The 20,168-nt window shown below is 68.6% G+C and carries 17 protein-coding genes, 1 tRNA gene and 3 pseudogenes; 14 read left to right on the forward strand and 7 right to left on the reverse strand.

What is annotated here, in order from left to right; translation table 11 throughout:
• Nucleotides 1-656: 656 nt before the first annotated feature.
• On the forward strand, nucleotides 657-824 hold the full coding sequence (locus V5F49_RS01780; RefSeq protein WP_394118466.1) for a hypothetical protein: 168 nt from the start codon (nucleotides 657-659) through the stop codon (nucleotides 822-824).
• Between the two features lie 208 nt (nucleotides 825-1,032).
• The gene (locus tag V5F49_RS01785) at nucleotides 1,033-2,061 is read left to right on the forward strand and encodes a CRISPR-associated endonuclease Cas3'' (protein WP_394118467.1); all 1,029 of its coding nucleotides are present in this window, start codon (nucleotides 1,033-1,035) and stop codon (nucleotides 2,059-2,061) included.
• A 15-nt stretch (nucleotides 2,062-2,076) separates the two neighbouring features.
• Here the strand turns inward: V5F49_RS01785 and V5F49_RS01790 are convergent.
• The 5 genes and pseudogenes from V5F49_RS01790 to V5F49_RS01810 all read right to left on the reverse strand — a co-directional run.
• Nucleotides 2,077-2,495: pseudogene (locus tag V5F49_RS01790) on the reverse strand (ATP-binding protein); the annotation flags it as partial.
• A gap of 8 nt (nucleotides 2,496-2,503) precedes the next feature.
• Nucleotides 2,504-4,139 (reverse strand): annotated as a pseudogene (gene istA, locus V5F49_RS01795) (IS21 family transposase); the annotation flags it as partial.
• A gap of 74 nt (nucleotides 4,140-4,213) precedes the next feature.
• Nucleotides 4,214-4,681, reverse strand: a complete 468-nt coding sequence (locus V5F49_RS01800; protein WP_509210730.1) for a phage integrase central domain-containing protein — start codon at nucleotides 4,679-4,681, stop codon at nucleotides 4,214-4,216.
• 24 nt (nucleotides 4,682-4,705) lie between these two features.
• A pseudogene (locus V5F49_RS01805) lies at nucleotides 4,706-4,828 on the reverse strand (Arm DNA-binding domain-containing protein); the annotation flags it as partial.
• A 238-nt stretch (nucleotides 4,829-5,066) separates the two neighbouring features.
• Nucleotides 5,067-5,142: transfer RNA gene (locus V5F49_RS01810), tRNA-Phe, on the reverse strand.
• A gap of 214 nt (nucleotides 5,143-5,356) precedes the next feature.
• Here V5F49_RS01810 and V5F49_RS01815 point away from each other — a divergent pair.
• The 6 genes from V5F49_RS01815 (at nucleotide 5,357) to glnT (ending at nucleotide 11,285) form a co-directional block, all read left to right on the forward strand.
• Nucleotides 5,357-5,596 carry a hypothetical protein gene (locus V5F49_RS01815; RefSeq protein WP_509210731.1) on the forward strand — a complete coding sequence of 80 codons (240 nt, stop codon included), beginning with the start codon at nucleotides 5,357-5,359 and terminating at the stop codon, nucleotides 5,594-5,596.
• A gap of 455 nt (nucleotides 5,597-6,051) precedes the next feature.
• Nucleotides 6,052-6,711 carry a helix-turn-helix domain-containing protein gene (locus tag V5F49_RS01820; protein ID WP_394114878.1) on the forward strand — a complete coding sequence of 220 codons (660 nt, stop codon included), beginning with the start codon at nucleotides 6,052-6,054 and terminating at the stop codon, nucleotides 6,709-6,711.
• A 169-nt stretch (nucleotides 6,712-6,880) separates the two neighbouring features.
• Complete coding sequence (locus V5F49_RS01825; RefSeq protein ID WP_394114877.1) at nucleotides 6,881-7,780, forward strand: class II glutamine amidotransferase; 900 nt, start codon at nucleotides 6,881-6,883, stop codon at nucleotides 7,778-7,780.
• A 5-nt stretch (nucleotides 7,781-7,785) separates the two neighbouring features.
• On the forward strand, nucleotides 7,786-8,487 hold the full coding sequence (locus tag V5F49_RS01830) for a protein glxC (protein ID WP_394114908.1): 702 nt from the start codon (nucleotides 7,786-7,788) through the stop codon (nucleotides 8,485-8,487).
• A gap of 14 nt (nucleotides 8,488-8,501) precedes the next feature.
• On the forward strand, nucleotides 8,502-9,839 hold the full coding sequence (locus tag V5F49_RS01835) for an FMN-binding glutamate synthase family protein (protein ID WP_394114876.1): 1,338 nt from the start codon (nucleotides 8,502-8,504) through the stop codon (nucleotides 9,837-9,839).
• Nucleotides 9,840-9,923: 84 nt separating this feature from the next.
• Nucleotides 9,924-11,285 carry a type III glutamate--ammonia ligase gene (gene glnT, locus V5F49_RS01840; RefSeq protein ID WP_394114875.1) on the forward strand — a complete coding sequence of 454 codons (1,362 nt, stop codon included), beginning with the start codon at nucleotides 9,924-9,926 and terminating at the stop codon, nucleotides 11,283-11,285.
• A gap of 69 nt (nucleotides 11,286-11,354) precedes the next feature.
• Here the strand turns inward: glnT and V5F49_RS01845 are convergent, their stop codons facing one another.
• A complete protein-coding gene (locus V5F49_RS01845; protein ID WP_394114874.1) occupies nucleotides 11,355-11,786 on the reverse strand; it encodes a cupin domain-containing protein in 432 nt (143 codons plus the stop codon).
• 510 nt (nucleotides 11,787-12,296) lie between these two features.
• Between V5F49_RS01845 and V5F49_RS01850 the strand changes: the two genes are divergently transcribed.
• Both V5F49_RS01850 and V5F49_RS01855 read left to right on the forward strand, forming a co-directional pair.
• Nucleotides 12,297-13,706, forward strand: a complete 1,410-nt coding sequence (locus tag V5F49_RS01850) for an ammonium transporter (protein WP_394114873.1) — start codon at nucleotides 12,297-12,299, stop codon at nucleotides 13,704-13,706.
• Between the two features lie 24 nt (nucleotides 13,707-13,730).
• Nucleotides 13,731-13,931: a hypothetical protein gene (locus V5F49_RS01855; protein ID WP_394114872.1), complete on the forward strand. Its 201-nt coding sequence runs from the start codon at nucleotides 13,731-13,733 to the stop codon at nucleotides 13,929-13,931.
• A gap of 69 nt (nucleotides 13,932-14,000) precedes the next feature.
• On the opposite strand, the gene V5F49_RS01860 is transcribed toward V5F49_RS01855, so the two are convergent.
• On the reverse strand, nucleotides 14,001-14,966 hold the full coding sequence (locus tag V5F49_RS01860; RefSeq protein ID WP_394114871.1) for a LysR family transcriptional regulator: 966 nt from the start codon (nucleotides 14,964-14,966) through the stop codon (nucleotides 14,001-14,003).
• Between the two features lie 102 nt (nucleotides 14,967-15,068).
• Between V5F49_RS01860 and V5F49_RS01865 the strand changes: the two genes are divergently transcribed.
• Genes V5F49_RS01865 through V5F49_RS01880 form a run of 4 tightly spaced genes read left to right on the forward strand, consistent with a single transcriptional unit; the run spans nucleotide 15,069 to nucleotide 20,150 of the window.
• Nucleotides 15,069-16,322 (forward strand): sarcosine oxidase subunit beta family protein, encoded by a 1,254-nt coding sequence (locus V5F49_RS01865; protein ID WP_394114870.1) that lies wholly within the window; start codon nucleotides 15,069-15,071, stop codon nucleotides 16,320-16,322.
• A 3-nt stretch (nucleotides 16,323-16,325) separates the two neighbouring features.
• Complete coding sequence (locus tag V5F49_RS01870; protein WP_394114869.1) at nucleotides 16,326-16,595, forward strand: sarcosine oxidase subunit delta; 270 nt, start codon at nucleotides 16,326-16,328, stop codon at nucleotides 16,593-16,595.
• Entirely contained in the window at nucleotides 16,592-19,549 is a 2,958-nt protein-coding gene (locus V5F49_RS01875; RefSeq protein ID WP_394114868.1) for a sarcosine oxidase subunit alpha family protein, read from the forward strand. The genes V5F49_RS01870 and V5F49_RS01875 overlap by 4 nt, the downstream gene beginning before the upstream one ends.
• On the forward strand, nucleotides 19,542-20,150 hold the full coding sequence (locus V5F49_RS01880; RefSeq protein WP_394114867.1) for a sarcosine oxidase subunit gamma: 609 nt from the start codon (nucleotides 19,542-19,544) through the stop codon (nucleotides 20,148-20,150). Before V5F49_RS01875 ends, V5F49_RS01880 begins: the two co-directional genes overlap by 8 nt.
• Nucleotides 20,151-20,168 lie beyond the last annotated feature (18 nt).

Here is a 20,168-nt window from a genome sequence, read left to right on the forward strand (position 1 = left end):
CTACGGGGCTTGGAAAGAATCGTTCTCAAGTGAATACGTTACATCCATTAGGATAATTAGCTTTGGCTATAGAAGCCGAGAGAATGTCGGAAATCCGCATCCGGCAGCACGAGACCACATTAGCGGTGAGCGTGCCGCGATGGTCAAAATTTTGATCGAACACCTTTTCTACGTATTGTCGCGCGAAGGAGATGTACTTCCTTTTTGCATCGAAGGTGTGACTTATGATAATCACATTGCATACGATCAAGACTGGATCGCCACATGTCCTTGAGTTGTTTCTATTAATTTCTTCAACAACGGGTAATGATATGGATAAGTATCGGGGACGATCCCCTTGATTTTTGTCGTGAAGGAGGCGCCGGCATGATTGCCGGCAAACTCTCGTCCAAGGCCCAGACACCCCCGCCTCAGGCGGTGCGCCCGGCCCTGCACCTCAAGGTCGGCGATGGGATCGCCTATGGCACCGAGGACGGCCGTGTTGCGCTCACCAGGGCCGCTCCGAAGAGCGGCGATGACCCCTTCGCCACCTTCAGCGACTGGGACAGTGACGCATATCGCAAGGCCTGTGCCGATCTGAAGAAAGGGCGCTGTCGTCGGCGTCCCCTTCCCCAACACGGATCGCTCCACCCGGTTAGCGTCTCCCCGCGCTGGTCATGTCCCCCAAAGGCGTGGGCGAGGCCGCCGAGTTGCCCTGGGTGGTGATGCTCACCAGCGCCGAGAACCGCCCCCTGCCGGATGACGGACCGCTCGGCGCCGGGTATCGCGAGAGCGGCCTGCCGGCTCCTTCCGTTCATCCGCCCGTGCAAGATCGCCACGATTGAGGCGCCACTCGCGGAGCCCATGGGGGGTGTCTGACGCCGTGCTCTGCTGGGCGACGGGTGATCCGAGCGCAGGAGGTCCGCAGCGGCCGATCGGAGTGAGGCGTCGACATCGGAGCCTTGACTGCGCAGCATCCAACGTACCTCCTTTGCACCGTGAGCAACGAAGCGAATTGGGTCGATCACCGCGTCGCCCGATGTGGGAGGATCAGTGGCCGAGGCCTACGCCCATTCCGTCCCCGGCGCGCCCGTGGGCCGGTGGGAAACACTGCGCGATCACCACGAAGCGGTGGGCGCCCTCGCTGCAGAGCTTGGCGCGTGTCTTGGGTGGGCGGAAGTCGCCCGCCTGGCGGGGCGCCTCCACGACATTGGCAAGCTGTCGCCGGAATTCCAGGCCTATATTGCGGGGGACCGCGCATCGGGTGGCGACCATTCCTCCGCCGGGGCTCGCATCGCGTTGGACCACTACGGGCCGACATTTGGTACCGTGCTCGCCGCCGTCATCGCAGCACATCACGCCGGCCTTGCCGACGGAGACGATCTCGCACGGCGCATGGCAGGAGCGGCGAAGCTGATCCCCGCGGACTGGCAGGCCCATACTGGTCCGCTGCCGGACATGGCAGCGCTTAGGCCGAGCAGGCCCCTGCCTGCGGGCGGCCCGAAGGGCTTCGCCCTGAGCTTCCTCGTGCGGATGCTGTTTTCCTGCCTTGTGGATGCCGATTTCATTGCGACGGAGGCATTCTACGCAAAGGCCACGGATGCCGAGGCCGCGCGTGGCGGCCACACGGACCTCGCCACCCTGCGCGCGCGGCTTACCGCCCACATGGCCGCCCTCGGCGCCGGCGCCCCCGAAAGCCCGCTCAACGCCTTGCGCGCCGCCATCCTGCGCCATGCGCTGGACAAGGCGGCCCTCGCGCCCGGCCTGTTCAGCCTCACCGTGCCCACCGGCGGCGGCAAGACCCTGACCTCACTCGCCTTCGCGTTGGACCATGCGGTGCGTCACGGGCTGCGGCGGATCATCTTTGTAATTCCGTACACGGGGGCGTGGATCGAAACTTCGAGCTGGGGGCCCGCGGCGCCTTCGACGCCATGTCGCCCCCCGCACGGGGGCGTGGATCGAAACTACTCCGAAAAGGCCTTTGAGAGCGGCATCCCGCGGTCGCCCCCCGCACGGTGTCAATCGGCGTGGAAACCTGACACCCTATCGGCGCCGAATGTTGACCCCTGTCTGGGGCATTGACCCCACTGCCGCGGAGCGTTGGTTTGGCGCAATGGCGGCACGCGCGATGGCGATGGCCAGGTGGGTCTTGCCGGTTCCGGTCCCGCCGATCAGCACGACGTTGCGCTGGTGGGCGAGGAAGTTGCCGCCGGCGAGGTCGCGTACCAGGGTCTGATTGATGGGGGTGTCGTCGAACACGAAGTCGTCGACGTCTTTGGCCAGGGGCAGCTTCGAAGGGACCCCATGCGACTGGTCGCATGGGGTCCCTCGATGGTGATCTGGTACTTGATGGAGCGGGCCTGCTTCTCGGATATCTCCGCCGACAAAAGGTCGCCGACGATGCGCTGCGGCTCGTGCTGGCGCTTGACGGCGGTGGCGATGATCTTGTCGTAGGCGGCCTTCATGCCATAGAGCTTGAGCTCGCCCATGGCCTCGAGGATCTGGGAACGCTCCATCATGGGGATCTCCTCAGCAGGTCGTATCGTGAGCAGTCGGCGCTCGGGGCGTGGTGGAGGCGCAAGGCGTCGGGCGTGATGATGGTGACGGGGGCTGCAGGCTCCCGGCGCCGGGCGAGGATGTTGAGGATCACGTCGCATAGCAGGTGCGCTTGCGCAGCCTGCGTAGACTTGGCGGCGCGTGGACGCCCTGGTGCAGGGCTTCGGCGCACGCTGCATCGACCGCGGGCAAGCCATCGCTCAGCACGCTGGTGAGGATGTCCACCATCTGCCGGTCCCCGTCGGCGGCACCGGCGAGCTTGCGCCGGACGCGATCGAGGCTGGTGGGCAGAACCCAGTCCTTGAACGGAGCGCCGTTCCTGAGGGCGCCGGGCTTGCGCGCCAGGACCGGCACATAGTGCCAGGGGTCGAAGATGGTCTGGTCCCGGCCGAAGCAGCGCGGGTGGGAGCCGACCGGCCGGCCGTCCTGGCGCAGCTCGATCCGCTCCGCATAGGCCCGGACCTCGACCGGGCGGCCCACGGCGCTGGCGCAGACCGAGTAGCGGTTGTTATCGAAGCGGACCAGGCAGGTCTTCGATACGGAAGCCGGGACGGCGTGGAAGCCGTCGAACCGCCCGGCATAGGGCACCAGGGCCGGGCGCTCGGCCTCGAACGCCTGCCAGATGGTCTCCTCCCGCCGCTCGGGGTGCGGATGGCCCTTGGCGTAGGCGATGCACTGGTCCAGCAGCCAGACGTTCAGCTCGCGCGCAGTCAAGCGTGCGCAGACTGCGTAAACTTGTCTGCGTGCTCTTCACCCGGAGCCGGGGGGTGAAGAAGCGTTCCCGCACCAGCCCGACCTGGTTCTCCACCTGACCCTTCTCCCAGCCGGACGCCGGGGTGCAGGCAACGGGATCGACCAGGTAGTGGCTGCACATCTGCAGGAAGCGGCGATTATAAGCCCGCTCCTTGTCCTGGGGTCCCCATCGCGCCAGCGCGATGGGGTTGGCCCACGAAGATCGCATCGACCGCGGTCTTCATGTTGTCGTAGATGCCGCGCGTGCAGCAGCCCTTGAAGAAGGCGAAGGCCCGCAGCCAAGTTGACGCAGGCTGCGCACGCTTGCCTGCGTGGGCGTCGAACACCATCTCCTGGGTCTCGCGCGGATAGGCCCGCACGAACAGCATCCGCGAATGGCACAGCCGCACATGGGCGACGCGCACCGACACCGTGGTGCCGTTGATCAGGACGATCTCGTGGCTCCAGTCGAACTGGTAGGCCTCGCCGGGCGCGAAGCTCAGGGGCACGTAGGCCGCAGCCGTCATCGTCGCCTGCGCCCGCCGCCAGCCCTTGGCATAGCGGCGTAGCGCATCGTAGCTGCCCTCATACCCTTGGCTGCGCAGCTCCTCGAAGATGCGGATCAGCGTCAGCCGCTCCCGCGCCGGCTTCCCTTCGTTGCCGGCGAGCAGCCTATCCAGGGCCTCCCGCCAGGGCCCGATCCGCGGCAGCGGCTGCACCTCCCGCTCGTAGCTGAATGCCGTCGCCCCGGTCCGCAGCACCTTGCGCACCGTGTTCCGCGAAACGTGCAGCTCCCGCACGATCTCCTTGATGGACTTGCCGCGCACGAAATGCGCGCGCCGGATCCGTGCAATCGTATCCACGCCCTTCATCCCCAGCCCGCCCGTCGCAACGAAACGACGGACCATGAGCCAAGAGGGGGGTCAAAATTACACGCCGATCCCCCTCACAACGGGGTCAATCTTCCATGCCGAAACACACGCAGAAGGCCGCCCAGTTGCTTGGGGTCCGTCAGGGCCGCGCGATGCTTCACTTTTGGCCGTTCCAAGGCATCGCGCAGGGCGGAGGTGGGGTCGGTCTGGGCCCGCAGCGTGGCGATGGCGAAGCGGAACACGCTGCCGATGGTCGATCGCAGCCGCCGCGCGCTCTCCCGCGGCCCGCTCCGCTCGACCTGCTGCAGGAGCGCGAGAATCTCGACCGGCGTGATCTCGGCGATGGGGCGCTTGCCCAGGGCGGGGCCGGCGAGGCCTTCCAGCAGCCACTTGACCTTGGCGATGATGGCCGGCGCCGAATCGCGCGCGGCGAGGCGCGCCATGTCGTCGGCGGCCAGGGTCTCGAAGGTGTTGCCCTCGCTGATGGCGGCGTTGATCTTGTCGAGCTTGCGCGCGGCGGACGGGTCTCGCCCGTCCAGCAAGAGCTTCTTGGCGTCCTCGCGCTTCTGGCGCGCGGCGGCGAGGGAGACGGTCGGGTAGGGGCCGAACGCCAGTTGCTTGGGCTTGCCGGGGAAACGATAGGCCAGGCGCCACAGCCGGCTTCCGTTGGGATTGACGACGAGGTGCAGGCCGCCGCCGTCGACAAGCTTTCAGGCCTTCTCCTTGGGCTAGGCGGTGCGCAAAGCCAGATCCGTGAGGGCCATGTGTAGGCATCTCCTTGTGGGCATGACGTCGATGCCTACAAGCATGCCTACACGCGCGCGAGATTCAACCGGACCTCAGTTGGCCCAGATGGACGACCATTTGGCGTAATGATCTGAATTTTCAGATGAATTAGACATCTTTGGATGTCATCGGACGGTAAAATGGTGCCCAGGGGCGGAATCGAACCACCGACACTGCGATTTTCAGTCGCATGCTCTACCAACTGAGCTACCTGGGCGTCCGGACGGCGCGGGCGTCGTTCGGAGAGGCGAGTGTATAGTCAGGACGATGCGGCGTGTCCATAGGGGCCGCGTCGCACCGGCCGATGAAGCCGCCGGCCTGTGGAAAATTCGCGCCGCGGCGGGGGCGGCGGCACGCCGGAAGCGGCATGGACACTGGAAAGGCGCGCGCAGAATGTGGGCGCATCGGGCGGCCGCGCCGGGGCCTGGAGCATGGTCGATACCCGCGACAGCGCCCGCAAAGACCGGGTGGGCGACCGGACAGCCGGCGTCCCGCACGCGCGCCCGAAATCGTGCGTCCAGTACTGCGACGGCATCAACCTGTCGCCGGGCTCCCGCATGCGCGCGAAATCGTGCGCAGGTCTTCCGCTTTGGTCCTCGGCTTATAAGGCCGGCGTCCTGCACGACCGCGCGAAATCGTGCGCGGTTCTTCGAGCCGATCTGAGGACATGATGCACCCGGCGTCCCGCACACGCGCGCGAAATCGTGCGCTGCGGTTCATGGATCAGGGCATCGGTGCGATCTCCGGCGTCCCGCACACGCGCGCGAAATCGTGCGAGCAGATCGAGCGGGAAAGCCTTGAGCGAGTGGCGCCGGCTTCCCGGACCCGCGCGCCCAATCGTGGCGGCGGATCGCGGCGCGGCGCGGGGCGGGGCACGGGAGACACGAGGGTCGGAGGCCCGAAGGGGCGGCCGGTGGAAAAAGCCGTCGCGCGGGAAAATGGGGCTCCGGCGCGCCATCCGGCCCCTCTCAGGGGCATTTCGCAGCCGAATTCACGCCCAGCGGACCCGATTCCGACCTCCCGCACCGCAAAAAAGGCCGGCCGGGGCCTGTTTTCCCGAGACGAAACTGGGCACAATGCGGCCATGCCGGTGCGGCGGCGCGCGTGTAGGCGGGGGACCGACAGAGTGGCCGAGAGGAAGGCGAAGAACGTCCCTGAGACTCACGAGTCCGAGGATTTCACGACCGGATCGGGCGCGCCCGCAAGTTCGGCAACGACCCTCGAGCAGGCGCTCGGCGTGCAGGTGCGCTCCATCCGCCGCGAGCTCGACCTCACGGTCTCCGATCTCGCGGGGGCGGCGGGCATCTCGGTGGGCATGCTCTCGAAGATCGAGAACGGCCAGATCTCGCCCTCGCTCGCCACGCTGCAGGCCATCTCCAAGGCGCTCAACGTGCCGCTGACGACCCTGTTCTCCGCGTTCGAGGAACGGCGGGACTGCTCGTTCGTGCGCGCGCACCAGGGCGTCATCATCGAGCGGCGCGGCACCAAGGTGGGCCACCAGTACGAGTTGCTCGGCCACGGGCTTGGCGGCGACATCGTGGTGGAGCCCTATCTCATCACCCTGTCGGAGGAAGCCGCGCCCTACACCGGCTTTCGCCATGCGGGCGTGGAGTTCCTCTACATGCTCTCCGGCGAGGTGCTCTACCGCCACGCCGACCGCACCTATCACCTGCGCGCGGGTGATGCGCTGATGTTCGATTCCGGCGCCGCTCACGGCCCGGAGGACCTCATCAAGACGCCCATGACGTACCTCTCCATCATCGTCTACGGCCGCGACCGCCACTGAGCGCTCGCCGCCGCGGGCGCCGCGACGACGGGCGCAGGCCCTCCGCCCCGCGCGCCTGTTTTCCTCCTGCGAAAAATTTATTCTTTTTCATTGACGAGCTAGGCCAACGGGCTTAACTCTTCATTCCAAGGTCGCACGCGCGGCCCGGAATGGAGACTGTGACAGCGCCATGTGCGGCATCGTCGGACTTTTCTTGAAGGATCCCAAGCTCGAGGGCGAGCTCGGGGCCATGCTCGCCTCCATGCTCTGCGTCATGACCGATCGCGGCCCCGACAGCGCGGGTTTCGCGGTCTACGGCAGCGGCGCGAAGGACAAGGTGAAGCTCTCCCTGCGGGCCGCGAAGGGCTATGACTTCGCCGCGCTGGCCGCCGGCCTCTCCCTCCCGGCGGACGGCCTGCCGCCCGTCACCGCGCGCGGCACGCACGCCATCGTCGAGATCCCCGCCGTGCGGGAGGCCGCCGTGCGCGCCTTCCTGGCGGAGCGGCATCCCGAGGTGGCGGTGGTGGGCACCGGCGCCCGCATGGAAATCTTCAAGGAGGTGGGCCTGCCCTCCTCAGTCGCCGACACCTTCGGCCTCGCCACCATGCGCGGCACCCACGGCATCGGCCACACCCGCATGGCCACCGAGAGCGCCGTGACCACCGCCGGCGCGCATCCCTTCTCCACCGGCGCCGACCAGTGCCTGGTGCACAATGGCTCCCTGTCGAACCACAACGCGCTGCGCCGCCAGCTGAAGCGCGAGGGCGTCGCCATCGAGACCGAGAACGACAGCGAGGTGGCCGCCGGCTATCTCACCTGGCGCATGCGGCAGGGCGCGTCCCTCGGCGAGGCGCTGGAAGCGGGCCTGAAGGATCTCGACGGCTTCTTCACCTTCGTGGTGGGCACCGAGAACGGCTTCGGCGTGCTGCGCGATCCCATCGCGTGCAAGCCCGCCGTGATGGCCGAGACCGACCAGTATGTGGCGTTCGGCTCGGAATACCGCGCGCTCGTGGATCTGCCCGGCATCGCCAAGGCCAAGGTGTTCGAGCCCGAACCCGCCACCGTCTATTTCTGGGAGCGCGCACAGTGAACGCCATGTCCCCCGACGTCACGTTCGACCTCGCCTCCACCCCGCTGCGCGAGCTGAACGCCGCGCTCCACCAGGCGACCGGCGAAAGCAACGCCCGCCGCTGGCGGGTGCTGAACCCCAACGGCCGCCACGCGGTGGCCGCCGGCATCGCCGCCCCGCTCACCGTCGATATCGAGGGCAACGTCGGCTACTACTGCGCCGGCATGAATGCCGAGGCCTCGGTCATCATCCACGGCAATGCCGGCGTCGGCGTCGCCGAGAACATGATGAGCGGCTTCGTCCATGTGCGCGGCGATGCCAGCCAGTCGGCCGGCGCCACCGGCCACGGCGGCCTGCTGGTCATCGACGGCAACGCCTCGGCCCGCTGCGGCATCTCCATGAAGGGCATCGACATCGTCGTGAAGGGCTCGGTGGGCCACATGAGCGCCTTCATGGGCCAGGCCGGCGCGCTCGTCGTGTTCGGCGATGCCGGCGAGGCGCTGGGCGACAGCCTCTACGAGGCCAAGCTGTTCGTGCGCGGCACGGTGAAGAGCCTCGGCGCCGACTGCATCGAGAAGGAGGTGCGGGACGAGCACAAGGCGCTCCTTTCCGCCAAGCTCGAGGCTGCGGGCGTCGCGCCCGGGAGCGTCGATCTCTCCGAGTTCAAGCGCTACGGCTCGGCCCGGCGCCTCTACAACTTCCACGTCGACAACGTCGATGCGTACTGAGGGCTGAGGCAAACATGACCGCCCACAACAACGTGCCCCGCACCCCGCCCCGCTTCTCCGCCACCTTCGATCCGGCGACCCTCGCCGAGATCCGCCGCGCCGCGGCGACCGGCATCTATGACATCCGCGGCGGCGGCACCAAGCGCAAGGTGCCCCACTTCGACGACCTGCTGTTCCTCGGCGCCTCCATGTCGCGCTATCCGCTGGAAGGCTACCGCGAGAGGTGCGGCACCGACGTGGTGCTCGGCTCGCGCTTCGCCAAGAAGCCGATCACGCTGAAGACCCCCGTCACCATCGCCGGCATGAGCTTCGGCGCGCTCTCGGCCCAGGCCAAGGAAGCGCTGGGCCGCGGCGCCTCGCAGGTGGGCACCTCCACCACCACCGGCGACGGCGGCATGACTCCCGAGGAGCGCGGCCAGTCCAAGACCCTCGTCTACCAGTACCTGCCGTCGCGCTACGGCATGAACCCGGTGGACCTGCGCAAGGCCGACGCCATCGAGATCGTCATCGGCCAGGGCGCCAAGCCCGGCGGCGGCGGCATGCTGCTCGGCCAGAAGATTTCCGACCGCGTGGCCGCCATGCGGACCCTGCCCAAGGGCATCGACCAGCGCTCGGCCTGCCGCCATCCCGACTGGACCGGCCCGGACGACCTCGAGATCAAGATCGAGGAGCTGCGCGAGATCACCGACTGGGAGAAGCCCATCTATGTGAAGGTCGGCGCCTCCCGTCCCTATTACGACACCGCGCTGGCGGTGAAGGCGGGCGCCGACGTGGTGGTGCTCGACGGCATGCAGGGCGGCACCGCGGCGACCCAGGACGTGTTCATCGAGCACGTGGGCATCCCGATCCTCGCCGCCATCCGCCCGGCCGTACAGGCGCTGCAGGACCTCGACATGCACCGCAAGGTGCAGCTGATCGTCTCCGGCGGCATCCGCTCCGGCGCCGATGTGGCCAAGGCGCTGGCGCTGGGCGCGGATGCGGTGGCCATCGGCACCGCCGCGCTGGTGGCGCTCGGCGACAACGATCCCCAGTGGGAGGACGAGTACCAGGCGCTCGGCACCACCGCCGGGGCCTATGACGACTGGCACGAGGGCCGCGACCCCGCCGGCATCACCACCCAGGACCCCGAGCTCGCCAAAAGGCTCGATCCGGTGAAGGCCGGCCGGCGGCTCGCCAACTACCTGTCCGTGATGACGCTGGAAGCGCAGACCATCGCCCGCGCCTGCGGCAAGAGCCACGTCCACAATCTGGAGCCGGAGGACCTCGTCGCCCTCACGGTGGAGGCGGCCGCTATGGCCGGGGTGCCGCTGGCCGGCACCAGCTGGGTTCCCGGGCGCAACGGCGGCTACTGAGCCCCTGCCCTGCCCTTCGGCCGCGCCGCTCGACCGGCGCGGCCCGACAACAAACCGAACACCTTCCATTCCAGGAACCAGACCATGACGCGCATCGCCGACATCGCACGGGAGGCGGAAGGACACGCCTCCGTCTCTGCCAAGGCGGCCATCGACCTTGCCAAGGTGGCCAAGGAGCGGGGCATCAAGTATTTCCTCATCTCCTACGTGGACCTGTTCGGCGGCCTGCGCGCCAAGCTGGTGCCGGCGGCGGCCATCGGCCCCATGCAGAAGGAAGGCGCGGGCTTCGCCGGCTTCGCCACCTGGCTCGACATGTCGCCGGCCGACCCGGACCTGTTCGCGGTGCCGGACCCGACCAGCCTCATCCAGCTGCCCTGGAAGGAAGAGATCGGCTGGCTCGCCGCCGACCTCTACATGGGCGGCAAGGAAGTGGAGCAGGCCCCGCGCACGGTGCTGAAGCGCCAGCTGGCCGCCGCCGCCGCGCTCGGCTACGAGATGAAGACCGGCGTGGAGTGCGAGTATTTCCTCATCACCCCGGACGGCAAGTCCATCTCGGACACTTCCGACACCGCCGAGAAGCCCTGCTACGACCAGTCCGCGCTGATGCGCCGCTACGATGTCATCAAGGACATCTGCGACGCCATGCTCAAGCTCGGCTGGGGCGCCTACCAGAACGACCACGAGGACGCCAACGGCCAGTTCGAGATGAACTGGAACTACGACCACGCCCTGCTCACCGCCGACCGCCATGTGTTCTTCAAATACATGGTGAAGTCCATCGCCGAGATGCACGGCCTGCGCGCCACCTTCATGCCGAAGCCGTTCATCAACCTCACCGGCTCCGGCTGCCACGCGCACGTCTCGTTGTGGTCGAAGGGCAAGAACGCCTTCTCCGACGCCAAGGGCGAGCTGGGCGTGTCGGAGCTCGGCTACCACTTCATCGGCGGCCTCATCCACAATGCGGACGCGCTGTGCGCCATCACCAATCCCACGGTGAATTCCTACAAGCGCATCAACGCCCCGCGCACCATCTCCGGCGCCACCTGGGCACCCAACACGGTGACCTACACCGGCAACAACCGCACCCACATGATCCGCATTCCGGACGCGGGCCGGTTCGAGTTCCGCCTCGCCGACGGCGCAGCCAATCCCTACCTGCTCCAGGCGGGCCTCGCCGCCGCCGGCCTCGACGGCATCGCCAACAAGCGCGATCCCGGCAAGCGCCTCGACATCAACATGTACACCGACGGGCACAAGGTGAAGGGTGCCAAGCGCCTGCCGCTGAACCTGCTCGACGCCATGCGCGCGCTGGAGAAGTCCAAGGTGCTGGGCGAGCGGCTCGGCAAGCCGTTCGTGGATGGCTACCTGAAGCTGAAGACCGAGGAGTGGAACGCCTTCTCCCGCCACCTCACCCAGTGGGAGCGGGACAACACCCTCGATATCTGAGCCCTGCTCTGTCGGTTGTCCCGGAGGAGCCCGGCGCATTCCCCGCGCCGGGCTCTTTCCGTTTGGGGCCTACTCCGGCGCGGGGGTGGCGAGGGGCTTGTCCTTGTCCACCGCATAGGTGATGGCGAGCTTCGTCTTCTCCGCGCCCACCTGGAAGGCGTGCGGCACCTCGGCCGGAATCTGGAACGCCTCGCCGGCCTTCAGCGTGCGGTCGGCCTGCCCCTTCACCGAGAGCACGCCGCCGCCGGCGATGAGATAGCTGCTCTCCACCCCCGGATGGGTATGGCGCGCCACCTTCAGCGCCGGATCGAACTCCGCCTCCATCAGGATCACCACATACCTGTCGCCCGGCAGTTCCGACTTGCCGAGCACCGTGCGCGTGATGCCCGAGGGGGCCGCCGGCGCGGCTGCCTGAGGCGTGCCTTGGGCGGCCGCCTCGGTGGCGGCATATCCCATGGCGGAGCAGATGGCGCAGGAGATGAATCCGCGTCGATTGAGCATTGTTTTTCCTCCCTCGCCCGTTGGACCGGGCTTGCGCGCCGAGCATAGGCCAATCGTGCGCACGCGACGATGCCGGCACCCGGCAGGCCGACGGACGCCACCGCCTTCCCTTTAGGCATGCCGCAACGTTCGAGAACGCTTCGCCTGCATTGAAAAATAATCAGGATTCCGGGGACGCGGTTTTATTCGCCCGGTTCGCAGGCATTTCTTTGATGCCTCTACGTCAGTTTTTGCGCTGTCGGAGACGATGCACCCTCGCGCGCGCTGGCGGCGCCGGCGCGCCGGTCGCCCCGCCGCAATCGTTTCCGCGATTTTTCCAAATGCTTCCAGCTACTTGTCAGGCCAGAGCGCGCTCCCCTGCGCGGGCCGGGGCTCCTTCCGGATGATTATCCCTGTCTGGCATATTTGTTGCTCAACAGTGAAACAGGGATACTGAGGGGCACCGCGGGGGCATCCTGCCGCGGCGGCCTCCTGCGCCCTGCCTCTCGGCAACAGCGTTCGGGGATCTTCATGACAGATCAATTGGCCGCGCTGACGACCATCTTCACGGAGTTCTATTACTTCCTGACGGTCGTCCTCATGTTCTTCATCCACGTCGGCTTCTGCATGTACGAGGTGGGCGCCGCCCGCGTGAAGAACGTGCAGCACACCCTGCTCAAGAACACCATGGCGATCCCGCTGGTGGGCCTTGCCTTCTTCCTGTTCGGCATGTGGATCTACATCGCCTTCCAGGGCTGGCCCATCTCCACCTCGTCGCTGTCGTTCACCACCGGCTTCGAGCCGTGGTCCACCAAGATCGCGCCCAACCTGACGGACCGCATCTCCGGCGTGTTCTGGGCGGCGTTCGCGCTGTTCGGCATGACGGCGGCCTCCATCGTCTCGGGCGCGCTCATCGAGCGTACCAAGACCTCGGGCTTCTTCATCCTCGCCATCTATGTGGGCGCGATCGCCTGGGTCATCCCGGCGGCCTGGGCCTGGGCCGGCAACGGCTGGATGGCGCAGTACCTCGGCTTCCACGACCAGTATTGCTCGGCCATCCTGCACTCGGTGGCGGGCTTCGCGACGCTGGGCGTGCTCATCAACCTCGGCCCGCGCATCGGCAAGTTCGCCGCCGACGGCACCCCGCGCGAGATCCCGGCGCACAATCCGTGGCTCGTCACCATCGGCCTGTTCATGATCTACGTGGGCTTCTGGGGCTTCTACGCCGCCTGCCACATCCCGATCGTGGACGTGGGCACCGCGGGCGCGCCCTATTTCACCGCCACCAACATCTATGGCGTGCCGATCACACTGTCGGGCGTGACCATGAACTTCCTGCTGGCGCTGTTCGGCGGCATGGTCGCGGCCTACATGGTGTCCAACGGCAATGCCTACTGGACCTATTCCGGCGGCCTCACCGGCCTCATCTCGGCCAGCGCCGGCAATGACCTCTACCACCCCATCATCGCGCTGGTGATCGCGGTGGCCGGCACGGTCATGGCCTACAAGCTGCACTATTGGGTGGAGCGCAAGTTCAAGATCGACGACGCGGTGGGCGCGGTGGCCGTGCACGGCTATTGCGGCGTGTTCGGCGGCATCGTGGCGGGCTTCGCGCTCTGGGGCTACCCGGCGGTGCTGCCCTCCTCCGGCGCGCTCATCACTTTGGGCGAAGGCGTAGGCTGGTTCGGTGTGAACGCCGAAGGCCTGCCCATCATAACCCCCATGGGCAACATCATCGGCTCGCTGGTGTTCGCCATCGGCTTCGGCTTCATCCCCGGCTACGTCATCTCCAAGCTGCTCGCCATGGCGGGCCTGCTGCGGGTGCCGGTGGCGGCGGAGATCAAGGGCCTCGACGGCAAGCACGTGCCGGCCAACTACCCCCACCACTCCGGCATGGAAGCGGCGTTTGAAAGCATCCAGCGCCGCGAAGCCAAGCTCTGACAGCACTCCGAAGGAGACCTGATCATGAATACGGGCATTACCTCCCTCGCCAAGCTCACGGAGACGGCGGAAGTCTATCCCTTCGCGGGCTACGAGCCGCTGTTCGCGGTGATCGCGCTGGTGTTCTTCGTTGCCTTCATCATGAAGCAGATCGCCATGGACAAGTCGCTCCATGAGGAGATGCTGGACCACACCTCCGAGGCGGTGGCGACGCCGGCCGAATAGGCCGCGCCGGCATCATCCGGCAAGTCAGGCAGGTGGCGCCGTCCCTTCGGGGGCGGCGCCATTCGCCGTTCAGCCGGCGGAGATGGCGCCTTCCGGCAGCCACGGCAGCGCCTGCCGCAGGCCGGGCAGCACCTCGTCCGCGAGGGCGCGCCGGCAGAAGGCGGCGGCCTCGCGCGGCAGCCGGCCCAGCTCCTGCCGCCGGGCGATGAGGGTCAGGCTGCGCGAGAAGGCCGGCCCCGGCAGCGGGCGGCACGCCACCCGGGCCAGATCCACCCCCGCCTCGTGGAGGCAGAGCGGCGTCGTCACCGCGAACCCCTCCCCCGCCGCCACCATGGCGGTGACGCCATAGGGCGTGTCGAACTCCAGCCGCCGCGGCAGGTCGAGCTTCAGGCGGCGCAGATGGCGCTCCACCTCGATCCCCGTCTTGGACCGGGCGGAGAAGCGCACCAGCGGCAGGTCGCCCGCGAGGGCCGCCAGATCCTCGACCCGCTCGGGCGCCGCGACGCCGACGGGCAGCAGCAGCACATAGGGCTCGCTCACCAGCGGCAGGCGTTCCAGCCCCTCGATGTCGGCCAATTCGTCGGCGCCCACCAGCAGGTCCAGCTGGCGGGAGAGCAGCGCGCTGGCATGGGAGGCGGTGAGGCCGGCGAGGATCGAGACCTCCTCCGCCACGCCCGCGAGCCGGCCCGCCAGCGGCGCCGACAGGGCGCGGGAGAGCGAATCCACCAGCCCCGCCCGCAGCAGCGGCAGGCGCCCGTGCTCGGTCTCGCGCAGCGCCGGCACGATCTGCCGCGCCTCGGACAGGAGCGCGCTCGCCTTCTGCCGCAGCACCCCGCCGGCGGCGGTGAGCCCGAGCGGCCGGACGCTGCGATCGAACAGGGCGACGCCCATGCGCGCCTCCAGCTCCGCCACAGCCTGCGAGACCGCCGGCTGCGTCAGGCCCAGCCGTCGCGCCGCGCCCGCCATGGCCCCGGCCTCGCAGACCGACAGGAAGATCTCCAGCGCCTTCAGATCGAACGGCAGCAGCTCGCGCACCGGCTTCACCCCTACAATAAGCAGGATTTATATTAAGCCTCGTTTCAAGCCGAGATATAGAGGGAGGGAAGGGTGCCTCGCCCTGCCCCCAGCGAGTGATCGATGTCCCGCTATTCGTTCCTGAGCCTGATCGCCAATGCGCTCAACGGCCAGACCGGCTGGAAGCCCGCCTGGCGCGATGCCGCGCCCAAGCCGCAGTATGACGTGATCATCGTCGGCGGCGGCGGCCACGGCCTCGCCACGGCCTATTACCTCGCCAAGGAGCACGGCATCCGCAACGTGGCGGTGCTGGAGAAGGGCCACATCGGCTCGGGCAATGCCGGACGCAACACCACCATCATCCGCTCGAACTACCTGCTGCCCGGCAACGAGCCGTTCTACGAGTGGTCCATGAAGCTGTGGGAGGGCCTGGAGCAGGACCTCAACTACAACGCCATGGTCTCCCAGCGCGGCATCATCAACCTGTTCCACTCGGACGCCCAGCGCGACGCCTATGCCCGGCGCGGCAACGCCATGCGCCTCGCCGGGGCCGACAGCGAGCTGCTCGACCGCGAGCAGGTGAAGGCGCTGTGCCCCTTCCTCGACTTCGACAATTCCCGCTTCCCCATCAAGGGCGGGCTGATGCAGGCCCGCGCCGGCACCGCACGCCATGACGCGGTGGTGTGGGGCTATGCCCGCGCCGCCGACCGGCTCGGCGTCGACATCGTGCAGAATTGCGAGGTCACCGGCTTCGTGCGCGAGGGCGATGCGGTGGTGGGCGTGGAAACCACCCGCGGCACCATCCGCGCCGGCAAGGTGGGCCTCGCGGTGGCCGGCTCCACGTCCCGCCTCACGAAGCATCTCGGCCTGCGCCTGCCCATCGAGAGCCACGCGCTGCAGGCCTTCGTCTCCGAAGGGCTGAAACCGCTGGTGCCGGGGGTCATCACCTTCGGCATGGGGCACTTCTATGTCAGCCAGTCGGACAAGGGCGGCCTCGTCTTCGGTGGCGACATCGAGGGCTACAATTCCTACGCCCAGCGCGGCAACCTGCCGGTGGTGGAGGACGTGTGCGAGGGCGGCATGGCGGTGATGCCGCTCATCGGCCGGCTGCGCATGCTGCGCTCCTGGGGCGGGCTCGTCGACATGTCCATGGACGGCTCGCCCATCATCGACGTGGGCCCCCTGCCCGGCCTGTTCCTGAACACCGCGTGGAACTACGGGGGCTTCAAGGCGACGCCCGCCTCCGGCTGGTGCTTCGCCTGGACCATCGCCCGCGAGGAGGCGCACGCGCTCAACGCCGGCTTCCGCCTCGACCGTTTCCGCTCCGGCCATGTCATCGACGAGAAGGGGGTCGGCGCGCAGCCGAACCTGCACTGAGCCATGCGCATCCCCTGTCCCTATTGCGGTTCGCGCTCGTCCCACGAGTTCGCCTATCTCGGCGACGCCGCGCCCACCCGTCCCGATCCCGCCGCGCCCGACGCGGCGGATGCCTTCAACGCCTATGTGAACGAGCGCGACAACGTGGCCGGCGTGATGGATGAGCTCTGGTACCACGCCAACGGCTGTCGCCGCTGGCTGGTGGTGACGCGGGATACCCGCACCCACGCCATCAGCGCGGCGCGCTTTGCCCGCACGGAGGCAGCGGAATGACCCGGCTTTCCGCAGGCGGCCTCATCGACCGCAGCCGCACCCTCGCCTTCACCTTCGACGGCAGGAGCTATAGCGGCCACCCCGGCGACACCCTCGCCTCCGCCCTGCTGGCGAACGGCGTGCGTCTGATGGGCCGCTCGTTCAAGTATCACCGCCCGCGCGGCGTCGCGACCTCAGGCTCCGAGGAGCCGAACGCGCTGGTGGAGCTGCGCTCCGGCGCCCGGCGCGAGCCCAACACCCGCGCCACCATGGTGGAGCTCTACGACACGCTCGAGGCCACCAGCCAGAACCGCTGGCCCTCCCTCGACGTGGACGTGCTGAGCCTCAACCGGCTGGTCTCGCCCTTCCTCGGCGCCGGCTTCTACTACAAGACCTTCATGTGGCCCGCCGCCTTCTGGGAGAAGGTCTACGAGCCCATGATCCGCCGCGCCGCCGGCCTCGGCCGCGCCGCCGATGCGGCGGACCCGGACCAGTACGAGAAGGCCACTCAATTCTGCGACGTGCTGGTGATCGGCGCCGGCGCCGCCGGCCTTGCCGCGGCGCTCGCCGCCGGGCGGACCGGCGCGCGCGTCATCCTCGCAGATGAGGATTTCCATCTCGGCGGCAAGCTGCTGGCCGAACGCGCCACCATCGACGGCGCCAGCGCGCTCGATTTCGTGGCGCGGGCGGAGGCGGAGCTGGCGAGCCTGCCCAACGTGCGCCTCATGCCCCGCACCACCGTGTTCGGCGCCTATGACGGCGGCGAATATGGCGCCGTGGAGCGGGTGAGCGACCACCTCGCCGTCCCCGCCCCGTTCCAGCCGCGCCAGCGCCTGTGGCGGTTCGTGGCGAAGCGCGCCGTGCTCGCGGCCGGCGCCTTCGACCGGCCCATCGTGTTCCCCGGCAATGATCGGCCGGGCGTCATGTCCGCCCTAGCGCTCGCCACCTACGCCACGCGCTTCGGCGTCGGCGCGGGCGTGAACGCCGCAGCCTTCACCAACAACGATCATGCCGTCGCCGGCGTGCTCGATGCCGCCGCCGCGGGGCTGAAGCTCGCCGCCGTCATCGACGTGCGCCCGGCCCTGCCGGCGGCGCTCGCGGCAAAGGCCGAAGCACTGGGCGTGCGGGTCATCGCCGGCGGCGAGGTGATCGCCACTGCCGGCAAGTGCCTCTCCTCCATCACCGTGCGCACGGCCAAGGGCACCGAGACGCTGGCGGTGGAGGCGCTCGGCGTGTCCGGCGGGGCGACGCCGAACCTGAACCTCACCTGCCACCAGGGCGGCAAGCCCGTGTGGCGGGAGGATATCGCCGCCTTCGTGCCCGGAGCCCTGCCGCCCGGCATGAGCGTGGCGGGCGCTGTGGCGGGCGACCTCGCCCTCGCCGAGACCCTGCGCGCGGGCACGCGGCTCGGTGCCGAGGCGGCGGCGGATGCGGGCTTCACCGGCCCGGCCTCGCCCGCTCCGGTGGCGGAGGAGACGCCCTCCGGCATCCGCCCCTTCTGGCAGGTGAAGGCCAAGGGCGCGGCCTTCGTGGACCAGCAGAACGACGTGACCGCGAAAGACGTGGCGCTCGCCCATCGCGAGGGCTTCCGGGCGGTGGAACTGCTGAAGCGCTACACCACGCTGGGCATGGCCACCGACCAGGGCAAGACCTCCAACATGGCGGGCCTCGCCATCATGGCGGAGCTGACCGGCCAGGGCATCCCGCAGACCGGCACCACCGTGTTCCGCCCGCCCTACACGCCGGTGGCCATCGGCGTGCTGGCGGGCCACCACCGGGGCGTCGACTTCAAGCCGGCCCGCCCCACCCCGACCCATGCGTGGGCCGAGGCCGAGGGTGCCGTCTTCGTCGAGACCGGCCTGTGGCTGCGCGCGCAGTATTTCCCGAGGCCCGGCGAGAAGGACTGGCTGGAGACGGTGAACCGCGAGGTGAAGGCGACGCGCGAGGGCGTCGGTGTCATCGACGTCTCCACCTTCGGCAAGATCGACCTGCAGGGGCCGGACGTGGGCGCCTTCCTCGATCGCGTCTACATCAACATGTTCTCCACCCTCGCGGTGGGCAAGGCGCGCTACGGCGTGATGCTGCGCGAGGACGGCTTCGTCATGGACGACGGCACCACCGCCCGCCTCGCCGACGACCACTATGTGATGACCACCACCACGGCCAACGCCGCCAAGGTGTTCCAGCATCTGGAATTCTGCCTGCAGGTGCTGTGGCCGGAGCTGGACGTGCAGCTCGCCTCCATCTCCGAGCAGTGGGCGCAGATCGCCCTCTCCGGCCCGCGTTCCCGCGATGTGCTGGCCAAGGTGGTGGACGGGCTCGACGTGTCCAACGCCTCCCTGCCCTTCATGGGTGCCGCGCAGACCACCGTGATGGGCGGCACCGAGGCGCGCATCTTCCGCCTCTCCTTCTCCGGCGAGCTGGGCTACGAGATCGCCGTGCCCGCCACCAGGGGCGAAGCGCTGATGCGGGCGCTGATGGATGCCGGCAAGCCCTATGGCATCACCCCCTACGGCACCGAGGCGCTGGGCGTCATGCGCATCGAGAAGGGACACGTCTCCGGCAACGAACTGAGCGGGCAGACCAGCGCCCGCGATCTCGGCCTCGGCAAGATGGCCTCGACGAAAAAGGACTACATCGGCCGCGTCATGGCCGCCCGTCCCGCCTTCGCGGAGCCGGACCGGCCCACCTTCGTCGGCTTCCGGCCGGTGGACCGCGCGGCGCGGCTCAGGGCCGGCGCCCACTTCCTGAAGGTCGGCGCGGAGCCCACCATGGCCAATGACGAGGGCTACATGACCTCGGTGGCCTATTCGCCCATCCTCGGCCATTCCATCGGCCTCGGGCTGCTGAAGCGCGGGCCGGAGCGGATCGGCGAGATCGTGCGCGCCTATGACCCGGTGCGCGGCGGTGACATGGAGGTCGAAGTGTGCTCTCCCGCATTCGTCGATCCGCAAGGGGAGAAGCAGCGTGTCTGACCTGCTCGCACATCTCGCCCCCACCCGGCTGGTGCCCGCGGGGCATTACGGGCCCGAGGGCTCGACGGGCGTCACCGCCCGCGTGGTGGAGGGGATCGCCGCCGCCACGCTGGTGGCCCGGCGCGGCGCCGTCGGCTCCCTGCTCGCAGCGGCAGCCGCCCAGCGACTGCCGCTGGTGGATGCCCCGCGCGTCTCGGCCGGCGGTGGACTGGAGGCCGTCGGCACCGGTCCCGGACGCTGGCTGGTGCTGGCGGAAGGGGTTTCCGGCGCAACGCTGCTCGCCCGCCTGCGCGACCTCTCCGGCGGGCTCGCCGCGCTGACCGACCAGAGCGACGCCAATCTCGTGCTCGATGTCTCCGGCCCCCGCGTGCGCGATGCGCTGATGAAGGGCGTGGGCGTGGATCTCGACCCGGCGGCGTTCGGCCCCGGCGATGCCGCCACCACAGTGGTCTCCCACGTGGGCGTCACGCTCTTCCGGCGCGACGATGGACCCACCTACCGCTTTCTCGTGGGGCGCTCCTTCGCGCCCGCCTTCCTGCGCTGGCTCACCGCGAGCGCGGCGGAATACGGGCTCGCCCTCTCCGGCACGGGACGAGGTTGACCGCGGCGCGGCGCGCGC

The organism is Xanthobacter lutulentifluminis (assembly GCF_043194675.2).
GTDB lineage: Bacteria > Pseudomonadota > Alphaproteobacteria > Rhizobiales > Xanthobacteraceae > Xanthobacter.

Coding starts and splice junctions, on each gene's coding strand:
- V5F49_RS01780 (WP_394118466.1), top strand. CDS start 657: ATGTCCCCCAAAGGCGTGGGCGAGGCCGCCGAGTTGCCCTGGGTGGTG.
- V5F49_RS01815 (WP_509210731.1), top strand. CDS start 5,357: ATGGTCGATACCCGCGACAGCGCCCGCAAAGACCGGGTGGGCGACCGG.
- V5F49_RS01825 (WP_394114877.1), top strand. CDS start 6,881: ATGTGCGGCATCGTCGGACTTTTCTTGAAGGATCCCAAGCTCGAGGGC.
- V5F49_RS01830 (WP_394114908.1), top strand. CDS start 7,786: ATGTCCCCCGACGTCACGTTCGACCTCGCCTCCACCCCGCTGCGCGAG.
- V5F49_RS01835 (WP_394114876.1), top strand. CDS start 8,502: ATGACCGCCCACAACAACGTGCCCCGCACCCCGCCCCGCTTCTCCGCC.
- glnT (WP_394114875.1), top strand. CDS start 9,924: ATGACGCGCATCGCCGACATCGCACGGGAGGCGGAAGGACACGCCTCC.
- V5F49_RS01845 (WP_394114874.1), bottom strand. CDS start 11,786: ATGCTCAATCGACGCGGATTCATCTCCTGCGCCATCTGCTCCGCCATG.
- V5F49_RS01850 (WP_394114873.1), top strand. CDS start 12,297: ATGACAGATCAATTGGCCGCGCTGACGACCATCTTCACGGAGTTCTAT.
- V5F49_RS01855 (WP_394114872.1), top strand. CDS start 13,731: ATGAATACGGGCATTACCTCCCTCGCCAAGCTCACGGAGACGGCGGAA.
- V5F49_RS01865 (WP_394114870.1), top strand. CDS start 15,069: ATGTCCCGCTATTCGTTCCTGAGCCTGATCGCCAATGCGCTCAACGGC.
- V5F49_RS01870 (WP_394114869.1), top strand. CDS start 16,326: ATGCGCATCCCCTGTCCCTATTGCGGTTCGCGCTCGTCCCACGAGTTC.
- V5F49_RS01875 (WP_394114868.1), top strand. CDS start 16,592: ATGACCCGGCTTTCCGCAGGCGGCCTCATCGACCGCAGCCGCACCCTC.